The organism is Faecalibacterium sp. I3-3-33 (genome assembly GCF_023347295.1).
Taxonomy (GTDB): Bacteria; Bacillota; Clostridia; order Oscillospirales; family Ruminococcaceae; genus Faecalibacterium.
Genome location: NZ_CP094469.1, coordinates 2,636,114 through 2,652,658 on the forward strand (window position 1 = coordinate 2,636,114; position 16,545 = coordinate 2,652,658).

The following is a 16,545-nucleotide window of genomic DNA, read 5'->3' on the forward strand; positions in this document are numbered from 1 at the left end:
AGTGCATACTGAGATATAATCAGCGCTTGCTGAACTGGGGAGCATCGCTGGCAGGGCACAGCCCTGCACGCGATGCTTGAGCAAAGATTTATAAGCGCCTCCGGCTCGCCCCTTGCGGGGCAACCGCCGGAGATGCGCAGTCGTGCTCCCCAGTTCTCCGGGAAAAGGGCAACAAAAAACGGCTCTGCCGAAGCAGAGCCGTAAAAGTGCATACTGAGATATAATCAGCGCTTGGAGAACTGGGGAGCACGACGTGCAGCCTTCAGACCGTACTTCTTACGCTCCTTCATACGAGGATCGCGGGTCAGGAAGCCAGCCTTCTTCAGCACAGGACGGTTCTCATCGCTCTGCTGCAGCAGGGCGCGGCTCAGGCCGTGACGGATAGCGCCAGCCTGACCGGAAACACCGCCGCCGGAAACGCGGACGACGACGTCATACTTGCCCTCCAGGCCCAGCAGGACCAGCGGAGAACGGACGATCAGCTTCAGGGTCTCCAGACCGAAGTAGTTGTCGATATCACGATCGTTGATGGTGATCTTACCGGTGCCGGTGTAAACGCGAACGCGGGCAACGGAATCCTTACGACGACCAGTGCCGTAGAAATAAGGTTTGGTTTCGTACATATTCGATTGCCTCCTTCTTAGAACTCGATCTTCTCGGGCTTCTGAGCAGCGTGAGCGTGCTCGGCACCCTGGTAGCAGTGCAGGCGGGTCAGAGCCTTAGCACCGATGGTGTTGGAAGGGATCATGCCCTTGACAGCGTAGGTCATAGCCAGATCGCTGTTCTCAGCCATCAGCTTGCTGTACTGGACCTTCTTCAGGCCGCCGATGTACTTGCTGTGGGTGATGTGGAACTTCTGCTCGGCCTTCTTGCCGGTCAGAACAGCCTTGTCGCAGTTGATGACAACCACGAAATCGCCGCAGTCAACGTTGGGGGTGTAATCGACCTTCTGCTTGCCGCGCAGCAGAACAGCGGCCTCAGCAGCGACGTGGCCCAGGCTCTTGCCGGTAGCGTCGAGCAGGTACCACTTACGCTCGACTTCAGCGGGCTTTACGAGAGTAGTGCTCATATCTATTTCCTCCTGATAAGCTTTTTGTACGTTTCAGGCACCCTTTTGGGGCGCGAGTGTCAGTATACAACACAAAAACGCGCCTGTCAACATGATTTTTGGATTTTTTCAGCGGAAATTTTTGAAACTCTTAAAATCGCTTATTTTCTCTCAAATTCTCTTGATTTCTGAATTTCGATTTTTGCAAAAGTTTTTTGCCCGCACCGGCATATTTTTGCTATTTGCCCGCTACAAATCCCGCCGTGGTTGTGGTATACTATAAAGGATATGGGCGGCGCACAGCTGCCTTGCCAATACAAGGAGAATACATCCATGCCAAACGAGATCGACCGCACTTCTTCGGCGCAGCGTCGCAGTTCCAAGCTGCTGACGGCGATGGCCATTTTCATCTGTCTGGGCATCGCAGCCTACATGGTGCTCACCCTGCTGGTGAACCGGCAGACTCCCGCGACACCCGACACCCACTATACCGGCACGAACGGCGTCTCTGTCTACTACGACAGCAGCGTGTGGAGCGTGTGCCGCATGACCGAGGATGCAACCCTCGGCACCGTGCTGGAGCTTGCCACCGCCGACACGGCAGACAGCGAGGATTATCAGGCCGTTTTGTTACAGCGGGGCACCGCCGACAGCTACGAAAACTTCATTGAGGATTCGGAAACTGACCTTAAACAAGCTTACGGCGTCATCAAACCCCGCAAGGTCAACCTGACCGTGGAGGGTGCAACCGTAGAGGCGGTGCGCTGCGATATCCGCACCTACTACGCCGTGCTGGCTACCATCACCTACGACAGCGGCGATGTAGTCTATGTATCGGCGCTGACAAAGCTGGCGTCCATCAGCGATGTGGTCAATCTGGTAGAAAGCGTGAGCCTGTCATGAGTGATCTTCGTGCAATGCAGCGGCTTTGCGGGCTGATGCGCAAAGCCGTGCAGGACTATGAAATGATCGCCCCCGGCGACCGGGTGATGGTGGGCGTTTCCGGCGGCAAGGACAGCGTGGCGCTGACCATCGGCCTTTCCATGCTGCGCAAGTACATCGGCTTTGATTACGAAGTGGTGGCGGTCACGCTGGACCCGCAGTTCGACCATCAGCCCATGGACTACTCGGCGCTGGCAGAGCTGTTCCGGCAGCACGGCATCCCCTACGAGGTGCGCCGCACCGAGATCGGCCCTGTGGTGTTCGAGTACCGCAAGGAAAAGAACCCCTGCGCCCTGTGCGCCAAGCTGCGGCGGGGCGCGCTGCACACCGCCGCGCAGGAGCTGGGCTGCAACAAGGTAGCGCTGGGGCATCATCTGGACGATGCTGTGGAAACCTTTTATATGAACCTCTGGCGGGAGGGACGCATCGGCTGCTTCTCGCCGGTGACCTACCTCTCCCAGCGGGACCTCACCCTCATCCGTCCCATGCTGCTGGCCACCGAGTACGAAGTGCAGTGCGCCGTGCGGGAGGCGGGCTTGCCCATCGTGAAGAGCCGCTGCCCCGCCGACGGCGTTACCGTGCGGGAACAGACCAAAGAATTTGTGCAGGAGCGCTGCCGCACCGACCACGCCTTCCGTCAAAAGACCCTCCATGCCTTGCAGGAGAGCGGCATTGACGGCTGGCGTCCCGTCCACACGGGCCGGGGCAGCTTTATCGTACCAAAAAAGGAAACAGATCATGCAGAAACAACCGTTTGAAAAACACGTCTGGGCCGAGATCGACCTCGAGGCCCTTCGGTATAATTTCCGGGCAGTCAAGGCCCGGGCAGGGGCGCTGCCCCTGTGCGCAGTGGTCAAGGCGGACAGCTACGGCCACGGCGCGGTACAGTGCGCCCGGGTGTTCGCCGAGGAGGGCGCCGCATGGCTGGCAGTCAGCTGCCTGACCGAGGCCGTGCAGCTGCGCAAGGCAGGACAGACTTTGCCCATCCTCATTCTGGGGCATGTACAGCCCGCCTACGCCGCCGCCCTGATCCAGAACGACATCACCGTGGCGTGCTACTCCCTTGCGCAGGCACGCGCGCTGAGCGAAGCTGCCGTGGCGGCAGGGGGCAAAGTACACATCCACCTCAAGGCCGACACCGGCATGGGACGCATCGGCTTTGCCCTGCGCACCGATTTTGACGCCGCCATCCGGGAGATGCTGGAAGCCTGTGCGCTGCCCGGACTGGAAATGACCGGCCTGTTCCAGCATTTTTCCGTGGCCGATGACACCGCCCCGGAGAATGTGGCCTATACTGCCGAGCAGCACGAGCTGTTCGTGAAAGCCTTCCACGCACTGAAGGCTGCCGGGCGGGAGCCTGCCCTTGTGCACTGCGACAACTCTGCCGGGGTCATGCTGCACCCGGACTGGCCGGAGGGACTGCCCCGGGAGCGCTGCATGGCACGCCCCGGCATCATCCTGTACGGCTACGACCCCAGCGACGAGGTGCGCTTTGGCCGCTTCAAGCCGGTGATGACCCTTAAGACCGTGGTGAGCATGATCAAGGAGATGCAGCCCGGCCAGTGCGCCAGCTACGGCCGCCGCTTTACTGCCGAAAAGCCCACTAAGGTAGCCACCCTTTGCACCGGCTACGCCGACGGTTACCCCCGGCTGCTGAGCTGCGGCAAGGGCGTGGTGGAGATCCACGGCAAGGCCTGCCCGGTACTGGGGCGGGTGTGCATGGATCAGATGATGGTGGACGTGACCGATGTGCCGGAAGTGCGCGAGGACGACGAGGCCATCCTGTGGGGCGGCACCGTGAGCGACACCGCAGAGACCATTGCCCGCAAGACCGATACCATCCCCTACGAAGTGCTGTGCGGCGTTTCCCGCCGCGTGCCCCGCGTCTACCGCGACCACGGACAGATCGTGGCCGTGGAGGACTGGATCTTAGAAGCATAAAGCTGCCCGGAGGAACTACATGGCAAGAGACAACATCCGCAACTTCTGCATCATTGCACATATCGACCACGGCAAATCCACCCTGTCCGACCGCATTCTGGAGCTGACCAAGAGCGTGGACGAGCGCACCATGGAAGACCAGATTTTGGACAACATGGATATCGAGCGCGAGCGCGGCATTACCATCAAGGCGCGTGCCGTGACCATGAACTATACTGCAAAGGACGGCAAGACCTACGAGTTCAACCTGATCGACACCCCGGGTCATGTGGACTTTGCCTACGAGGTCAGCCGCAGTCTGGCCGCCTGCGAGGGTGCCATTCTGGTGGTGGACGCCACGCAGGGCGTGGAGGCGCAGACGCTGGCCAACACCTATATGGCACTGGAGCACGATCTGGAGCTGGTGCCCATCCTGAACAAGATCGACCTGCCCAGCGCCCACCCGGACGAGGTAGCGCAGGAGGTGGAGGATGTGATCGGCCTGCCCTGCATGGACGCGCCCCGCGTCTCTGCCAAGACCGGCCTGAACATCGATCAGGTGCTGGAGCGCGTGGTCAGCGATATTCCCGCGCCCACCGGCGACCCGGACGCTCCCCTCAAGGCGCTGATTTTCGACAGCATCTACGACAGCTACAAGGGCGTCATCGTCTACATCCGCGTGTTCGAGGGCACGGTGAAGCCCGGCGACACCATCCGCATGATGGCTACCGGCGCAGAGTTCACGCTGGTGGAGGTGGGTCACATGGGTGCCACCTCCCTGACCCCCTGTGCCCAGCTGCAGGCCGGTGAGGTAGGCTACCTGACCGCCAGCATCAAGACGGTGCAGGACACCCGCGTGGGCGATACCGTCACGCTGGCAGAGCGCCCCACCGCAGAGGCGCTGCCCGGCTACCGTCAGGTCAAGCCCATGGTGTTCTGCGGCATCTACCCCGCCGACGGTGCCAAGTACCCCGACCTGAAGGACGCACTGGAAAAATTGCAGCTGAACGACGCCTCCCTGACCTTTGAACTGGAGACCAGTGCGGCGCTGGGCTTCGGCTTCCGCTGCGGCTTTTTGGGTCTGCTGCACATGGAGATCATCACCGAGCGTCTGGAGCGGGAGTTCGATCTGGACATCATCACCACCACCCCCAGCGTGCGCTACCGCCTGACTTTGACCGACGGCACCGTGGAGATGATCGACAATCCCTCCAGCTACCCGGACCCCAGCAATATCGTCAAGCAGGAAGAGCCCTTTGTGGACGTGCACCTGTACACCCCCAACGACTATGTGGGCGGCCTAATGGATCTGTGCCAGAGCAAGCGCGGCGTGCTGATCGATATGAAGTATCTGGACGATGTGCGCGTAGACCTGCACTACGCGCTGCCGCTGGGCGAGATCGTGTACGACTTCTTCGACGCCATCAAGAGCCGCAGCCGGGGCTACGCCAGCTACGACTACGAGTTCAAGGAGTATCGCGAGAGCGATCTGGTCAAGCTGGACTTTTTGCTCAACGGCGACCCCGTGGACGCTTTGTCCATGATCGTGTTCCGGGACAACGCTTACGCCAAGGGACGCCGCATCTGCGAAAAGCTGCGGGACAACATCCCGCGCAACCTGTTCGAGATCCCGGTGCAGGCAGCCATCGGCGGCAAGATCATTGCCCGCGAGACGGTCAAGGCCATGCGCAAGGACGTGCTGGCCAAGTGCTACGGCGGCGATATCTCCCGTAAAAAGAAGCTGCTGGAAAAGCAGAAGGAAGGCAAAAAGAAGATGCGTCAGCTGGGCAGCGTTTCCCTGCCCAGTGAGGCCTTTACCGCCGTGCTCAAGCTGGACAGCGACGACGATTGATCTGCAAATACCAAAGGGATGCTGCGTGCGCGGCATCCCTTTTTTGATGGGAACTCCCAAATGTGAAATCCGCTCACGGCAGAGATGCACTCTTTGCTTTTCACTTTAAATATGTTATAATTTCTTTATATATCAATTTATGTATCCGTTTTTAAAGAGATGAGCTGCGGCCTTGTGCTGCGCGCGTCTCCATGCAACGTTCCCCCACAGAAAGGATGTGGCCTTTATCAAAGCAAAGCACGGAAAAGGCGCAGTGCAAAACAGCAGACACACACACAGCGGCGGCGCACAGAGGGCAGCATCTCTCTGGAAGCAGGTACTGCTGACGCTGCTGATCTTTATTGCTCTGCTCGCCCTGCTGGGCGGGGCGCTGTGGCAGAATATCTGCTATAACCGCACCCACTACACCGCAGAGTTTTATCAGATCCATTCCCGCAAGCTGACCCAGAGCTGCCGGGTCGTTTTTCTTACCGATCTGCACCTGCGGGAATACGGACAGGATAACTGCGAGCTGGTGCAGGATATCCGCAGCCTTGCCCCGGATCTGATTTTGCTGGGCGGCGACCTTGTGACCTACGGCGAAGGTTCCAGCTATGATAATATGCTCTCCCTGTGCAGTCAGCTGAGCCAGATCGCGCCGGTGTGCGGGGTGCTGGGCAACCACGAGGACGAGCTGTATTTTCTGGACGGCGATCAGGCTCTGGTGGAAAAGTTCACCGCCGCCGGGGTGACCATCCTGCGCAATGAGGAGGCGCGCTATACCGTCCACGACAATGTGATCAGCATTCTGGGCGTGGAGGGCAGTCCGGCGGACTTTTACAACTACGGTGCCAGCACCTTTATGGACAGCGCGGAGCAGCAGACGGACTACGACCTGCGCATCTGTCTGGCACACGTTCCCACCTACTTTCCCGAACATCTGGAAAATTATTCCTTTGAGCTGGGTCTGGCCGGGCACACCCACGGCGGCATCGTCCGTCTGCCGAAGATCGGCCCGCTTTATACCGCCGAGGAGGGCTTTCTGCCCGATTATGCCGGGGGCAGCTATGCGCTTGCCAACAGCGCCACCCTCATTGTAAGCCGGGGACTGGGCGATTCCAGCCGGGTGCCCCGCATCAACAACGTGCCGGAGCTTTCGGTCATTGACATCGACTAAGCAGTCTGCGCTGCGCGTGCAGGCCGCTGCAAAAGGGTAGAATGCCATGGATGACATCAAAGAAAAGATCAAACAGGCGCTGCGCCATATCTGGACAAATAAATACCGCCTGTTTCTCTGCCTGCTGACCTTGTGCTGTCTGTTCGGGCTGATCCATTATTTTAAAAGTGCCGACAGCGCCACCGCCAGCATCTCCTTCAATTACTCCGAAGCCGCGCTGGGCATGAACCCCAACAAGACCCGCTTCAACGCCTACGAGATCGTTTCGGACGAGGTGATGGAGCGCGCCATCCGGCGGGTGGGCTTACAGGACAGCCTTACCCCGTCCCAGCTGGCTGCGTGCCTTTATCTGAGCCCGGACAGTACAGGCAGCGCCAACGGCAGCGAGTATATCAGCACCAACTACTATCTTTCCATCAACACCCGCAAGCTGGAGCTTGGCAGCCGCAAGGCTACGGATCTTTTGCAGAGCGTGTGCGAATCCTACCGGGAGATCTTTCAGAGCAACTACTGCGACAACCAGAGTATCCTCAAGGAAAAGCTGGAAGTGACCACTGCGTGTGAGCCTTACCTGCGGCTGAACGAGCTGGAGGTGCGCGCCGCTGCGCTGAACCGCTACCTGAACGCCCGCCTGCAGGCAAACAAAAGCTTTACGGACGAGGCAAACCCCGACTCTGCCACCAACAACTTTACCACGCTGGGTAAAAAGATCAATAATCTGGTGGATTACGATCTGCCCAATGCCATGGCCTTTATCATTGAGGGCGGCGTTGCCCGCGACCCGTCCATGCTGACCAATATTCTGGAATATAAGAACAAGATCGACGATATTGCCATGCGCAAGCAGCAGGCCTATTATGATGCGGACAAAAAGGGCATTTCCATCTACGAAAAGTCCATGACCTCCATCATGATGATCCCCACCGTGGATGAGGCCAGTGAATACTATATGTCCCGCACCAAGACCGCCATGGACGCGCTGGCGCGCTCGGCAGATACTTCTCTGTCCGATGCCACCGCTTACCAGTCCGAGATCGTGAGCACGAATTATGTGATCCAGAAGATCCGGGAGCTGGACGCCGGACAGCCGCGTCTGGCCGAAGCACAGGCCATGGTGAACAAGCTGGAGACCGCCATCAACGAGATCTCGGAGCAGCTGTTCGTGCTGGATAAGGCTTATGTCAAGTATAAATCCCAGAACTATATCACCTTTGCCTACGGTTCAGCCTCCTTTATCCAGCGGCTGAGCCTGAAAAAGACCCTGATGGAGTCTGTTGCCGTCATGCTGGGCGGCGCATGGCTGCTCCACGAACGCAAACGCAGAAAGGCAGGAAAGCGCAAATGAAAAAGTTTGAGATCCTGCGCTATCTGAAGCGTTTCAGCCTGCTGATCTTTCTGGTATCGCTGGCAGGTGCGGCCGCCATCTACCTGTATGCAGACGGGCGGCAGATGTACACCGCCTCGGTCATCATCCGCTATACCAACGATGGCATCTCAGACGGCTACACCCCGGACGGCAGCGATCTGGACGTCAACGAGATCTACTCCTCCACGGTCATCTCGCAGGCCATGGATGCGCTGGGCGCTTCCGGGCGGCTGAGCACCATCCGCTCCAATATCTCTGTGACTCCGGTGATTCCAGAGGATCAGCAGACCATCAATGATGCCTTACTGGATAAGGGCGAAGAGGTGACCTACTTCCCCGACACCTACAAGGTGAGCCTTGTGGTGGACGGCTCGCTGGGCGCTGGCTATGCCCGCAATATGCTGGATGCCATCATCCAGAGCTACTGCACCTATTATACCGAAAAATATGTGGAACAGAAGCTCTCGCTCAACCCCTCGTCCGGCCTGCTGGACAACGGCTACGACTACTACGAGTGTATCCGCATTCTGGAAAACGATACCACTGAGATGCAGGACTACCTGCTGAGCAAGCAGGAGCACTACCCGGACTTTCGCTCCTCCCGCACCGGCTACACCTATGCAGACCTGTGCGATATCTATTCTGATTTCAAAAAATACACCATTCCGGCGCTGTACGCCTATGTGCTCAACGGCCCGCAGGTGCGGGACGGCACGGTACTGCAGGAGTATCTGGCCAACTGGATCGAGACTGCAAAACAGGACGAGCAGATCACCACCGAGCAGCGGGACAGCCTGTGGAGCCTGACCGACCAGTATGTGTACAAGAACGCCGACCTGCTGAAAAACTACTTTACCGACCGGGGCGAGGTGGTGTCCGCAGAATACATCCTGAACAACATCGAGCTGGAGGGCTCGGGCGATAGGGCACAGACCACCTACGACGGTCTGGTGCTGAAGCTGGTGTCGCTGGAACAGCAGGTGGCTGCCAGCCAGATCGACCGGCAGTTTCAGGAGGAGATCCTGCAAAGCTTCCGCAACGTAGATTTTGGCGGCACAGACGAGCAGCACGCCCAGATGGAAAGCCTGATCAATGATTACGAGACCGAGCTGAAAAACTACTACGAGATCATCAATACCAGCAGCAAGGAGCTGAACCTGTATATCAGCGCGGATTATCTGAAGATGATCAGCTCGGTGCAGGTGGCTGCCGCCATCAATGTCAAGCTGTACCTGATGCTGGCACTGGTGCTGTTCTTTGTCATCGGCTGCTGCGGTGCTATTCTGCTGGGACGCATCTCGGATGTGGTGGATTATCTGCTGTATGTGGACAAAAAGACCGGCCTGCCCAACCGCGAAAAGCTCAACGTGTATATCACCAGTATGGCCGGCCGCATTCTGCCGGAGGACTATACCTGCTTTGCCTTTCAGCTGGACAACCTGACCGAAATGAGCCGCCGCTTCGGCTACCATGTGGGCGACAGCATCCTGAAGGATTTTTCCGGTCTTTTGCAGCTGATGGGCGACACCGATGGCACAGTGGGCTACAACGGCGCAGGCAAGTTCCTTGCCTTCTTTGATGAGTGCAGCAGCCGGAAGGCAGAAGTCATGATCCGCATCCTGCAAAGTCAGGTGGATGAGTACAACAAGCTGAACCCGGAGTACCCCATCCTGTTCACCGCCGCATGGGCCACCTCCTCGGAGGAGGAGCTCTACCATGTGCGCGACCTTGTGCGCAGAGCGCAGAAAAAGATGTCCCTGATCGCAGAGGAGGGCGGCTCTGCCCTTGCGGGAATGGAGTGTGGTAAAGCATGATCCAGAATCGACGCGCTTATCAGCTGATCCACTGCCGCACCCACAGCCGTCTGCTGGCAGGCGCTGCCGCCGTGTGCGGTGCCGCCTGCGGCTACGCAGACCTTGGACTGTATCACCTGCTGCACCGCAGCGGTGCACCGCTGCCGGACAGCACACAGTCCGACCGCGCCGCGCTGGCAGCGCTGTGCCCGAAGCCCGCAGCGGAAAAGACCTGCCCGCCGCTGCCGCCGCAGGACCCGGCGGTGACCCTTTCGGTCATCGTGCCGGTATATAACGGCGAAGCCACCATAGGCCCTTGTCTGGACAGCATTTTGCAGCAGGACACCGGCTGCACCGTGCAGCTGATCGTGGTGGACAGCGATTCCACCGACGGCACAGCCGCCGTGCTGGAACGCTACCGGACACAGCCCGGAGTGGTGCTGTGCAATTGCAGCGCACCCCGCAGCGCCGCTGCCGCCCGCAACGAAGGGCTGCGCCATGCCGTGGGGCGCTGGCTGATGTTCGTGGACAGCGATGATCTGTTATTGCCCGGTGCCATCCGCACCCTGCTGGAGGCCGCGCAGCGCCTTGACGCCGATGTGGTGCAGGGCGGCTGGCAGTACCTGTACACCGATGGCGGCTACGGCCCGGTGCAGCGCTACCCGGCGGCAGTCTATACCGGAGCCGCCGCACCGGAGCGATTCGAGCTGCCCGGGATGCCATGGGGCAAGGTGTACCGGCGGGAGCTGTTTGCACAGATACGCTTTCCGGCCTACTATACCTGCTTTGAGGATGCCATCATCCATTTTCTGGTGTTCCGGCAGGCAAAGAGCGTGGCCTCTGTGCCCGAGGTGGTCTATCTGTGGCGCAAAAACCCCAAGGGGCTTACTGCGAACAGTCAGCACCGCCCTGCCGCCGTGCAAAGCTATTGGATCATAGAGCAGCTGCTGGCGCAGGATGCTGCGCTGGGTCTGCCCCACGATGCACTGTACCGCTGCAGCCTGACGCTGCAGCTTTCGGCTTTCTGCTATGTCACCGTATCCGGTCTGCCGCCGGAAACGCAGCAGGCGGTTTTCCGGCTGTGCTGTGCTTTGTACGCCAAGGCGCTGCCGCAGGAGGGCGCACTGCCCCGCCGTGCCCACTGGGGTGCCCGCGCCCTGCGGCAGCAGGACTTTGGGCTGTGGTGCCGCTACGGCAGAAGATTTCAGTTGTTATAAGGTAAGGAGTACCCATGATACGAGTGCTGCATTCGGTCAGCAATATGGACCGCGGCGGGATCGAAACTATGCTGATGAACTACTACCGGCATATCGACCGCGAAAAGGTCCAGTTTGATTTTATCGTCAACAAGAAAAAGCCCGGCGACTACGACGACGAGATCCGCCGTCTGGGCGGGCATATTTACCAGAGCCCGGGGCTTGACCCGCTGCACTACCCGGCGTATCTGCGCTTTGTGCAGCAGACCGTGGCCGCAGACCCCCGCATCCGCATCCTGCACGCCCATAACGAGGCGATGGAGCTGTACGCCCTGAAGGGCGCGGAAAAGGCAGGGCTGCCCGTGCGCATTGCCCACGCCCATAATATCTGGATCGTCCGGGACTACAAGTGGCCGCTGAAGATGTTCTGCAAGAAGCTGCTGCCCGGCGCCGCCACCCATCTGTGGGCCTGCGGGCGGGACGCGGGCATCTACTACTTTGGCAAAGCAGACTGGGAGCGCCGGGGACAGATCATCCCCAACGCCATCGAGCCGGACGCCTTCCGCTTCTCCCCCGCCGTCCGCGCGGAAATGCGGGCGCGCTACGGGCTGGAGGACCGGGTGGTGCTGGGCCATGTGGGGCGCTTTGATATCCGCAAGAACCACGAGCGTCTGCTGGAGATCTTTGCCGCCTTTTTGCAGCTGGAGCCCCGGGCGATGCTGGTGCTCATCGGCACCGGCAGACTGGAACCGGCTGTCCGCGCACAGGCGCAGGAACTTGGCATCACAGACCATATCCTGTTTGCCGGGCTGCAAAGCAATGTGGCAGACTGGTACCAGCTGATGGATCTCTTCGTCATGCCCTCCCGCTTCGAGGGTCTGCCGGTGGTGGGCATCGAGGCACAGGCCGCCGGGCTGGGGTGCGTATTTTCGGACGCAGTGCCGGAGGAGGTGCTGCTTTCGCCCCATGCCATCCAGATCCCGCTTTCTGCCAGCAATGCAGACTGGGCGGCAGGCTTGCAGCGGATGCTCCAACAGCCCTGTGACCGCTCTGCCGGTGCAGAGCTGATCCGGCAGGCGGGCTACGATATCAACATCGCCGCCGCCCGCTTGCAGCAGCAATACCTGCAGCTGAGCGGGGAGGCGTAAGTCACCTGCGGGAACACCCACTACAAAAGGAGAACCCTTTTTCATGCGCACACTGGATCAGATCCTGACCAAAAAGGATTACAGCCGGAAAACCCCGGCCTCTTTGTTTTATAAGGACAGCCCTCTGTGGCAAAAACTGCTGACCATCGGCTGCGTGGTCTTTCTGGCCGGAGCCGGGCTGGGAGAGTGGAAAGTCCTCAACAGTATGCTGGGCGGTCTGCCCAAGGCCATCTCTCTGGGTGTGATCGGGCTGGCAGTTCTGTACGCCCTGTTTTACCCGGATGAAACGCGCTTCCGGGAGATATGGAAGCCCGCCTTGCTGTATATGTCCCTGATGGTGGCGCTGTTTTTCTGGTCGATGGTCATCTGGATCGAAAGCTTTGCCGCGGTTTCCTCCATGATCCGCAGCTGCTCTAAGCTTTTGTTCCAGAGCATTGCCATCCTCACGGCCGTAGCGCTGGTCTATCTGTTCCGCGAAAAGGCCATTGAGCTGTTTACCATCAGCATCTGCATTGCCAACACGGCCATCATGCTGCTGAGCATTCCCAGCTACGGTCTTGCAGCCAGCATCCAGTCTCTCGTCACCTGTCTGGTCACCTTTGGTGAGGCAGACGGTTACGCGCTGCAGCTGGAGATCCACGACCTGACCTTTGTGTTCGGGCAGATGGTTTTGTATTACGCCGTCTTTGCGCCCCATTCCACCCGGAAGGAAAAACGCAAACGCTGGCTGTATCTGCTGGCCTGCTGTTGGTTTTTTCTGATCGGCATGAAGCGCAGCGCCATTCCGGCAGTGCTCTTGTTTGTTCTGCTCGCTTTGCTTCTCCGCAAGCGCAAGGTGCCCAGCTGGTTTTACCCAACGGTGGGCGGGTCCTGCATCCTGTTTTTTCTGGTATTTCTCTACTGTGTGCGCTACGGCATCATCTCGAGACTGCTGAACAGTTTTGGCATTGACATGATGGGCCGGGATTACCTGTGGAGCATGGCGAACCCCTACTATGAATTTTCCATTACCTATCTCGGCCACGGCTTTGAATATGTGGATACCATCATTGGCCAATGGTATAATGCCGGTCTTATCAACGAGCCCTTTCCTTTTCACAATGACATCCTGAAGGTCTTTGTGGAAATGGGCTTTCCCGGCTTTCTGCTCTGGTCCGTCATCCAGTATGTTCTGACCCCGCTGTTCTGGCAGCGCTATGCAGACCAGCAGACAACACTGCTGTATCTGTGCGAGTTGGGCTATATGACGGTGACCTACCTGACCGATAATACCGCCTTTTATTTCTGGAGCACAATGGCGCTTCGACTGGTGACGCTTGCCTATACAATGGAGCGCAAAAAGCCCCCGAAGCCCAAGATGTGGATGCCGGATAGTCGACAGGAGATGCGGGACCGCATCCATATTCTGATGCAGGAGGACTGATGGAGATGCAACAAACCACCAAGCGTCTGGATCACATCGACATTGCCAAGGCCATTGGCCTGCTGCTGGTGATCTACGGCCATACCTTTCGGATGTCCATGCGCGCCGTACATCCATGGTGTGCATTTTCGTATACCTTTGTTTACCGGTTCCACGTCCCGCTGCTGTTTCTGCTCTCCGGTATGGGCTGCACCCTGACCGCGCAGAAGAACCGCAGCCTTTCCGCTCGGCAGTTCGTGTGCAAAAAGGCACACAGTCTGCTGCTGCCGTGGGGGATATATTCTGTTTTTTTATACGCTTTGTTTTGCGTGGCAAATCTGGTGCCGCCGGTGCAGGCGCTGCTGTCTGGCAGCGCATACCAGCTAAAACAGCCTGCGGAATATCTCTGGCTGGTGCTGCGCAACGAGAACCCCTACGGTTTTCATCTGTGGTATCTGCCTACCCTGTTCTGGTTTTCCATCACGGCATGGCTGCTGGACAAAACCCTGTCCCCGGCGGCAGCCCGGACGGCAAAGCTGGTGCTGGTGGTGGCGCTGCCCGTGTGCTATCAGCTGCTTTTCACCGAATGGTTCTGGGCAGTGAAAAGCTTCTTCCAGCAGGGCGCGTTTTTCTTTCTGGGCTGCGTGCTCCCGCGTGAAAAGGCCGAACAGCACGCAAAGCCGCTGGCGCTTTTTGGTGCCTTGTGCGGTCTGTGGGTGGTATGGGGACTGCTGTCGCCCACTGTGGTCTGGCCGGATGGTCTGCTTGCAGAAGCTGTGCGCACATGGGTGGACTATTTTACGGTCAGCGGGTTCTGTGTAGGCATCTGGGCGGCGTGTGTGCTGTTGCAAAAGCCCCTGCGGCGGCTGGTTCCGCTGGGGCAGAACACCATGCTGTTTTATCTGTATCATCAGCCCTTTTGCTGCGCCGTGCCTGGGCTTGTGCTGTATGAAAAACTGGGCGTTTCTGCGGGCGGGACAGTTCTCCTCTGCTTTGCGGCCGGTCTGGTAATGCCGTACCTGTTCTGCCGTTTTGCCGGTCGGCTGCATCTGCGGCCGCTGCTGCGGCGGCTTGGCCTGCCGGGATAATCATTTCAAGGAGTTGGGATCATGCCCTGTATCTCGTTTATACTGCCCATTTATAATATGGAACGCCTGCTGCCCCGGGCGCTGCGCTCGCTGCGGGCGCAGACCCTGACCGACTTCGAGGCCATCCTCATCAACGATGGCTCTAAGGACGGCAGTGCCGAGCTGTGCGCACAGGCTGCTGCCGAGGATGCGCGGTTTCGCTTTATCGACCAGCCCAACGGCGGCGTAGCCGCTGCCCGCAACGCGGGTCTGGATGCCGCCCGGGGAGAATATATTTTCTTTCTGGACCCGGACGACTGGGTGGAACCGGATGCCGCAGAGGTGCTGTACCATGCCGCTCGGGATGCGGATGCGGACTGCGTGGAGTTCGGGCTGTATCTGGACAGTTATGATGAAACCGACCAGCTGCTGCACACACAGACCAGCAGCTGCGCCCTCTCCGGCGTGTACCGGGGCGAGCCCTTCAAGGAGCATTTTGATGAGATGGCGTCCTCGTATCTGGTCATCAACAAGCTGTTCCGCCGGGCGTTTCTGGAGCAGTACCATCTGCGCTTTCCCTGCCATCAGCTGGGGGAGGACGGGCTGTTTTATGTAGCCTTTTATCGCAAGGACCCCGGCTGTCTGGTAATGCTGGAAAAGCCGCTGTACCACTACACGATCGCCCGGCGGGGAAGTCTGTCCAACCGCTACCACCCGGAGCGGCTGGAGGATAACTTCTATCTCAGTGACGCCGTGTGGGACACCGTTGCCGCATGGGGCTTGCAGAACAGCCCCATGCACCGCGCAAAGGCCGATTACTGCACCGTCCGCGACCTGATGATGGGGGTCAAGAACCTCGGGTGCAGTCCGCTTTCTCTCGCCGAGCAGACCGCATGGCTGCGCAGCACCCTGCAAAAGCCCCGGGTGCGCACAGCGGTGCACAGCACCCCGCTGCACGCCATGCAAAGCCGGAACGACCGGGTCAAGCTGCTGTTGCTCAAGCTGCGGCTGTGCCGCGCGGTGCTGCTGCTCTCGGGCGCAAATCAACGCAAGCATCCCTGAAGAGAAACGCAAAAAGCCCCCGCTGCCAGCTGGCAGCGGGGGCTTTGTTACCGATTTAAATGAAAAATCAGCGCTTAGTTCTGCTTCATGCGAGCGAAGCAGTCAGAGCAGTAGACCGGACGGTCCTCACGGGGCTGGAAGGGAACCTTGCAGGTCTTGCCGCAAGCTGCGCAGACAGCGTCGAACATCTGACGCTCGCCGCTGTTGCTGCGTGCGCCGCCGTTCTTGCGGGCGTCACGGCAGGGCTTGCAGCGCTGGGGCTGGTTCTCGAAGCCGCGAGAAGCGTAGAACTCCTGCTCGCCGGCAGTCCAAACAAATTCCTTACCGCAGTCCTTGCAGACCAGAGTCTTGTCTTCAAACATAGTAGTATCTCCTCTTTAGTTAGTTCTTGCCCACGGAAGGATTGTAACCATACCTTTGGTTTTGGGACCATCGCGCTGATCAGTAAGCTTACCAGGGGCTTGAATAGATAAACGCCCTCGGATTGAGGACTTTCCTATTGTACCGTTCTTTTTGAGATTTGTCAACCAAAAAACAACCGTTCGCCCTTTAATTTGTACACATGGCACAAACCGACAGCATATATTTGGGTA

Annotated in this window: 15 protein-coding genes; 12 read left to right on the plus strand and 3 right to left on the minus strand. The window is 58.9% G+C overall.

All coding sequences use genetic code 11. The features are described 5' to 3' along the window. Positions 1-224: 224 nt before the first annotated feature. Both rpsI and rplM read right to left on the minus strand, forming a co-directional pair. The gene (gene rpsI / locus MTP39_RS12375; RefSeq protein WP_005921092.1) at positions 225-623 is read right to left on the minus strand and encodes a 30S ribosomal protein S9; all 399 of its coding nucleotides are present in this window, start codon (positions 621-623) and stop codon (positions 225-227) included. A 17-nt stretch (positions 624-640) separates the two neighbouring features. Next, complete coding sequence (gene rplM / locus MTP39_RS12380) at positions 641-1,069, minus strand: 50S ribosomal protein L13 (protein WP_249240752.1); 429 nt, start codon at positions 1,067-1,069, stop codon at positions 641-643. 312 nt (positions 1,070-1,381) lie between these two features. Here rplM and MTP39_RS12385 point away from each other — a divergent pair, with 312 nt between their 5' ends. From MTP39_RS12385 to MTP39_RS12440, 12 genes are all read left to right on the plus strand, one after another. After that, on the plus strand, positions 1,382-1,951 hold the full coding sequence (locus MTP39_RS12385) for a hypothetical protein (RefSeq protein WP_249240753.1): 570 nt from the start codon (positions 1,382-1,384) through the stop codon (positions 1,949-1,951). After that, the gene (locus tag MTP39_RS12390; RefSeq protein ID WP_005921098.1) at positions 1,948-2,748 is read left to right on the plus strand and encodes a tRNA 2-thiocytidine biosynthesis TtcA family protein; all 801 of its coding nucleotides are present in this window, start codon (positions 1,948-1,950) and stop codon (positions 2,746-2,748) included. Before MTP39_RS12385 ends, MTP39_RS12390 begins: the two co-directional genes overlap by 4 nt. Next, positions 2,729-3,931 carry an alanine racemase gene (alr, locus tag MTP39_RS12395; protein WP_249240754.1) on the plus strand — a complete coding sequence of 401 codons (1,203 nt, stop codon included), beginning with the start codon at positions 2,729-2,731 and terminating at the stop codon, positions 3,929-3,931. Before MTP39_RS12390 ends, alr begins: the two co-directional genes overlap by 20 nt. A gap of 19 nt (positions 3,932-3,950) precedes the next feature. Further along, a complete protein-coding gene (gene lepA / locus MTP39_RS12400) occupies positions 3,951-5,762 on the plus strand; it encodes a translation elongation factor 4 (RefSeq protein WP_113992270.1) in 1,812 nt (603 codons plus the stop codon). 253 nt (positions 5,763-6,015) lie between these two features. Beyond that, positions 6,016-6,918 (plus strand): metallophosphoesterase, encoded by a 903-nt coding sequence (locus MTP39_RS12405; RefSeq protein WP_249240755.1) that lies wholly within the window; start codon positions 6,016-6,018, stop codon positions 6,916-6,918. 46 nt (positions 6,919-6,964) lie between these two features. Next, positions 6,965-8,263: a hypothetical protein gene (locus tag MTP39_RS12410; RefSeq protein ID WP_249240756.1), complete on the plus strand. Its 1,299-nt coding sequence runs from the start codon at positions 6,965-6,967 to the stop codon at positions 8,261-8,263. Beyond that, positions 8,260-10,098 (plus strand): GGDEF domain-containing protein, encoded by a 1,839-nt coding sequence (locus MTP39_RS12415; RefSeq protein ID WP_249240757.1) that lies wholly within the window; start codon positions 8,260-8,262, stop codon positions 10,096-10,098. Before MTP39_RS12410 ends, MTP39_RS12415 begins: the two co-directional genes overlap by 4 nt. After that, positions 10,095-11,294, plus strand: a complete 1,200-nt coding sequence (locus MTP39_RS12420) for a glycosyltransferase family 2 protein (RefSeq protein WP_249240758.1) — start codon at positions 10,095-10,097, stop codon at positions 11,292-11,294. The genes MTP39_RS12415 and MTP39_RS12420 overlap by 4 nt, the downstream gene beginning before the upstream one ends. Positions 11,295-11,308: 14 nt before the next feature. After that, positions 11,309-12,421 (plus strand): glycosyltransferase family 1 protein, encoded by a 1,113-nt coding sequence (locus MTP39_RS12425; protein WP_249240759.1) that lies wholly within the window; start codon positions 11,309-11,311, stop codon positions 12,419-12,421. A gap of 43 nt (positions 12,422-12,464) precedes the next feature. After that, positions 12,465-13,844, plus strand: a complete 1,380-nt coding sequence (locus MTP39_RS12430) for an O-antigen ligase family protein (RefSeq protein ID WP_249240760.1) — start codon at positions 12,465-12,467, stop codon at positions 13,842-13,844. Continuing rightward, positions 13,844-14,911: an acyltransferase family protein gene (locus tag MTP39_RS12435; RefSeq protein WP_249240761.1), complete on the plus strand. Its 1,068-nt coding sequence runs from the start codon at positions 13,844-13,846 to the stop codon at positions 14,909-14,911. The genes MTP39_RS12430 and MTP39_RS12435 overlap by 1 nt, the downstream gene beginning before the upstream one ends. A gap of 21 nt (positions 14,912-14,932) precedes the next feature. Further along, positions 14,933-15,952 carry a glycosyltransferase family 2 protein gene (locus tag MTP39_RS12440; protein ID WP_249240762.1) on the plus strand — a complete coding sequence of 340 codons (1,020 nt, stop codon included), beginning with the start codon at positions 14,933-14,935 and terminating at the stop codon, positions 15,950-15,952. 74 nt (positions 15,953-16,026) lie between these two features. Here MTP39_RS12440 and MTP39_RS12445 read toward each other — a convergent pair whose 3' ends face one another. After that, the gene (locus MTP39_RS12445; RefSeq protein WP_112090753.1) at positions 16,027-16,314 is read right to left on the minus strand and encodes a zinc-ribbon domain containing protein; all 288 of its coding nucleotides are present in this window, start codon (positions 16,312-16,314) and stop codon (positions 16,027-16,029) included. Positions 16,315-16,545: the final 231 nt, after the last annotated feature.

What these genes read in the sequence shown, in the direction of transcription:
- rpsI (WP_005921092.1), bottom strand. Translation starts at nt 623, where the DNA reads ATGTACGAAACCAAACCTTATTTCTACGGCACTGGTCGTCGTAAGGAT.
- rplM (WP_249240752.1), bottom strand. Translation starts at nt 1,069, where the DNA reads ATGAGCACTACTCTCGTAAAGCCCGCTGAAGTCGAGCGTAAGTGGTAC.
- MTP39_RS12385 (WP_249240753.1), top strand. Translation starts at nt 1,382, where the DNA reads ATGCCAAACGAGATCGACCGCACTTCTTCGGCGCAGCGTCGCAGTTCC.
- MTP39_RS12390 (WP_005921098.1), top strand. Translation starts at nt 1,948, where the DNA reads ATGAGTGATCTTCGTGCAATGCAGCGGCTTTGCGGGCTGATGCGCAAA.
- alr (WP_249240754.1), top strand. Translation starts at nt 2,729, where the DNA reads ATGCAGAAACAACCGTTTGAAAAACACGTCTGGGCCGAGATCGACCTC.
- lepA (WP_113992270.1), top strand. Translation starts at nt 3,951, where the DNA reads ATGGCAAGAGACAACATCCGCAACTTCTGCATCATTGCACATATCGAC.
- MTP39_RS12410 (WP_249240756.1), top strand. Translation starts at nt 6,965, where the DNA reads ATGGATGACATCAAAGAAAAGATCAAACAGGCGCTGCGCCATATCTGG.
- MTP39_RS12415 (WP_249240757.1), top strand. Translation starts at nt 8,260, where the DNA reads ATGAAAAAGTTTGAGATCCTGCGCTATCTGAAGCGTTTCAGCCTGCTG.
- MTP39_RS12420 (WP_249240758.1), top strand. Translation starts at nt 10,095, where the DNA reads ATGATCCAGAATCGACGCGCTTATCAGCTGATCCACTGCCGCACCCAC.
- MTP39_RS12425 (WP_249240759.1), top strand. Translation starts at nt 11,309, where the DNA reads ATGATACGAGTGCTGCATTCGGTCAGCAATATGGACCGCGGCGGGATC.
- MTP39_RS12430 (WP_249240760.1), top strand. Translation starts at nt 12,465, where the DNA reads ATGCGCACACTGGATCAGATCCTGACCAAAAAGGATTACAGCCGGAAA.
- MTP39_RS12435 (WP_249240761.1), top strand. Translation starts at nt 13,844, where the DNA reads ATGGAGATGCAACAAACCACCAAGCGTCTGGATCACATCGACATTGCC.
- MTP39_RS12440 (WP_249240762.1), top strand. Translation starts at nt 14,933, where the DNA reads ATGCCCTGTATCTCGTTTATACTGCCCATTTATAATATGGAACGCCTG.
- MTP39_RS12445 (WP_112090753.1), bottom strand. Translation starts at nt 16,314, where the DNA reads ATGTTTGAAGACAAGACTCTGGTCTGCAAGGACTGCGGTAAGGAATTT.